Raw genomic sequence first — 3,373 nt, 5'->3', positions numbered from 1 at the left:
TTCTGGGGGCCGAGCCCCCAGACCCCAGCCGGGGGCGAGCCCCCGGACCCCTGTAGGTGGCCGGGGGCGTCGCCGACTGGTAGCTGTGCCGCTAGCCGAGTTCAGGCGCTGTCGGGACGGAGCGCAGCGCGCGGTTGCTGCGCGGCTCGGTGCGGGTCTTCGTCTCGCCGACCTGACGGATCAGTTCGTCGCGGACCTCGTTGAGCGCCGCGGGAAGCTCTCGCTGGGACGAGGTGGCGACGAGGTGCAGCCGATGGCCGCGAGTGATCCAGCACTGCAGCATGACTCGCTGCTCGACGCCCTTGCGGTCCTTGAGGCTGATCTCCAGTTCGATCTCGTCGTCGTGGTAGGACCGCAGACGGGAACCGAGCGCGGCCAGGCGATCCACGACCCAGTCGCGTTCGGACGAGTGGAAGCCGGCGGCGAGGTGCAGTCGCTGTGCGATCACTGAGGCATCTTCGGGAGTTGCGTTCATGCGTTGTCGCTGACGGTGCTCACTGAAATCTCTCCTCATGACCAAGACGAACCGCCTGCCCTGCGGGCGGGGAGATGGCCTCAGCCGTAGGCCTAAAACAGTCGAAATAATCTGTTTCACACACCCTATATCACCCGCATGCACTCCCACCTGAAATTCACGTGAGAATCCGGCGTCGGAAAAATGTTGGCCGCCGAGCGAGGGCAGCGGCGCCGCATCCGATCCGACACAGGCGCGCCTAGCTGGGCGAACGCACCGATCGGCAGCGTCGCGCTTGAAGCTTCGCAGACACACAAACAACGTGAGATATTTTCAGCCGATCACGACCGAAACGATGTAGGGTTGATTTGCCGAGAACATCTCTGATCTGAGAGGTCAAACTCAGGTCGTGCTCGACGAAACCCGAACCGGCCATTTATCCGGTCTGCTACCCAGTCGGGTTTGCGACCGGCGCGGCAGGGAACTCCGAGCAGACGCAGGCGGACACCTGCCAACTCATCGATGATCCAGCCCCGGGCGTCGGAGATCGACACTGGAGGTGAGGATGTGGTGAGCACCGACCAAGGTGACATGCCGCCCACGCGGGACCCGATTCCTGCTGTGCTGCGGGCCAGCGCGGCGTTGGGCTGGCGCTTTCTCGTCGTGGTCGCGGCGCTCTACGTCGTCGGCGTCATCTTCGGCAGGCTGGCGGCACTCGTCGTGCCGCTCGCGATCGCGCTGCTGCTGGCGGCCTTGCTCGCACCCGCCGTCGGTTTCCTGATGGCGCACCGGGTTCCCAGAGGTCTCGCCACCGCGCTGGTACTGGTCGGCGGACTGCTCCTGCTGGGCGGGATGCTGACGTTCGTCGTGGTGACCTTCGTCAACGGCGTGCCGGACCTGGCCGCGCAACTCGCCCGCAGCATCGACGCGATCTCCGCCTGGCTGGTCAACGGCCCGCTGCAGCTGAGCGAGACGCAGCTGCACGACTTCGCCGACCGGATCGTGAAAACGTTGCAGGACAACCAGTCTGGCATCACGACGGGCGCCATCACCACCGCGGCGACCGTCGGCGAGACCTTGACCGAGATGCTGCTGGTGTTGTTCGCGCTCGCGTTCCTCCTCTACGACGGCCCCCGGATCTGGCAGTTCCTCATCCGCGTCGTTCCCGACGGACCCCGCAGGCGGGTCGACGTGGCAGGCCGGCGCAGCCTCGCCGCACTGGTCAGCTACGTCCGCGCCACCGGAGCGGTCGCGGTGGTGGACGCGATCGGCATCGGTATCGGACTGGCCGTGCTGCGCGTGCCGCTGGCGGTTCCATTGGCGGCGCTGGTGTTCATCTGCGCGTTCGTCCCGATTTTCGGTGCGGTGGTGGCCGGTGCCGTCGCCGTCCTCATCGCCCTCGTCGCGAACGGTCCCCTGACCGCGGTGATCGTCCTGATCATCGTCATCGCGGTGAACCAGCTGGAAAGCCACATCCTGCAGCCGTTCCTGCTCGGACGCGCGGTGAAGCTGCACCCGCTGGCGGTGGTGCTGGCCATAGCGGCCGGTCTGCTCGTCGCGGGCATCGCGGGCGCTCTGCTCGCCGTCCCGCTGCTGGCGGTGCTCAACTCCGCGATCCGCTCCCTGCGCAGCGAGGCCGACGAACACGTGTCACCCGCCGACGTGCACACCAGCCAACCCGAGGAGTCCGGCCCGGACGAACCCGGCCTGGACACCGAAGCCGAGAAGTGAACCCCCACAACGGCTCCACCCAGCCATCTACCCGGAGCAGATACATGACCTCAACGCACGTCGTGCTGACAGGCACGGCTGACCGCCTCCGCGGCAGCGACTTCGCCCGCCTCACCAAGGAACTCAAGGCCGCCGGCCTGCTGGATCGGCGGCGCGGCTACTACCTGCTGCGCATGACGGTCAACGCGCTGCTGCTCGGCGCGATCGCCGTGACGTTCGCGCTGTTGGGCGACTCCTGGTGGCAACTGCTCACGGCAGCCGTCCTGGCCGTGGCCTCAACACAGCTGGCGTTCATCGGGCACGACGCGGGGCATCGGCAGATATTCCGCAGTCATCGCAACAACAACGTCGTCGGACATCTGCACGGCAGCCTCACCGGCATCAGCTTCCAGTGGTGGGTGGCCAAGCACAACCGCCACCACGCCAACCCCAACCACGAGGACCACGACCCGGACATCGAGATCCACGCCCTCGCGTTCAGCCGCGCGCAGGCCGCCCAGAAACGCGGCCTGTACAGCTGGATCACCAAACACCAGGCGTTCCTGTTCTTCCCGCTGCTGCTCGCGGAAGCCGCCGTGCTGCGCATCTCCGGTCTCATCGCGTTGTGCCGCAACGAACTGCGCAACCCGTGGCGCGAAACCGCGCTCCAAATTCTGCCGATGATCGCCTACCTGACGGCGGTGTTCGTCGTGCTGTCACCGGCGAAGGCAATCGTGTTCATCGCCGTGCACCAAGGCCTCATGGGTGTCTACCTCGGCTGCTCCTTCGCACCGAACCACAAGGGAATGCCGATCATCACCGAAGGCCAGCGACTCGACCACCTCCACAAGCAGGTGCTCACCTCCCGCAACGTCACCGGCGGCAGGTGGGTCGACGCCCTGCTCGGCGGCCTCAACCACCAGATCGAGCACCACCTCTACCCGCACATGCCCCGCCCGAACCTGCGGCGCGCGCAACCCGTCGTCGAGAACTTCTGCACCCGGAACGGCATCCCCTACAGCAAAACCACCCTGCGCCACTCCTACGCCCAGGTACTGCGCCACCTGCACGACGCCGGGTCACCGCTGCGCCACCCTGCACAGTGAATGAGCAAAGCCCGCCGGTTGGGCTCAACCGGCGGGCTTTGGTGTTCGTGCGCGCACGCCGCTGGCCGACCAGCGGCTGAACCCGGACTAGGCGGCTGATTCC

General features: G+C 66.6%; 3 protein-coding genes. 2 read left to right on the top strand and 1 reads right to left on the bottom strand.

From position 1 onward, the window contains the following. Positions 1 to 91 precede the first annotated feature (91 nt). Complete coding sequence (locus UK23_RS42000) at positions 92 to 448, bottom strand: HPF/RaiA family ribosome-associated protein (RefSeq protein WP_231114921.1); 357 nt, start codon at positions 446 to 448, stop codon at positions 92 to 94. 597 nt (positions 449 to 1,045) lie between these two features. Between UK23_RS42000 and UK23_RS41995 the strand changes: the two genes are divergently transcribed. Both UK23_RS41995 and UK23_RS41990 read left to right on the top strand, forming a co-directional pair. Next, positions 1,046 to 2,185 carry an AI-2E family transporter gene (locus UK23_RS41995; RefSeq protein ID WP_156213776.1) on the top strand — a complete coding sequence of 380 codons (1,140 nt, stop codon included), beginning with the start codon at positions 1,046 to 1,048 and terminating at the stop codon, positions 2,183 to 2,185. A 44-nt stretch (positions 2,186 to 2,229) separates the two neighbouring features. Then, positions 2,230 to 3,270: a fatty acid desaturase family protein gene (locus UK23_RS41990; RefSeq protein WP_045317397.1), complete on the top strand. Its 1,041-nt coding sequence runs from the start codon at positions 2,230 to 2,232 to the stop codon at positions 3,268 to 3,270. Positions 3,271 to 3,373: the final 103 nt, after the last annotated feature.

This window comes from Lentzea aerocolonigenes (assembly GCF_000955955.1).
Taxonomy (GTDB): domain Bacteria; phylum Actinomycetota; class Actinomycetes; order Mycobacteriales; family Pseudonocardiaceae; genus Lentzea; species Lentzea aerocolonigenes_A.
This window is presented reverse-complemented; position numbering and strand designations above follow the sequence as displayed.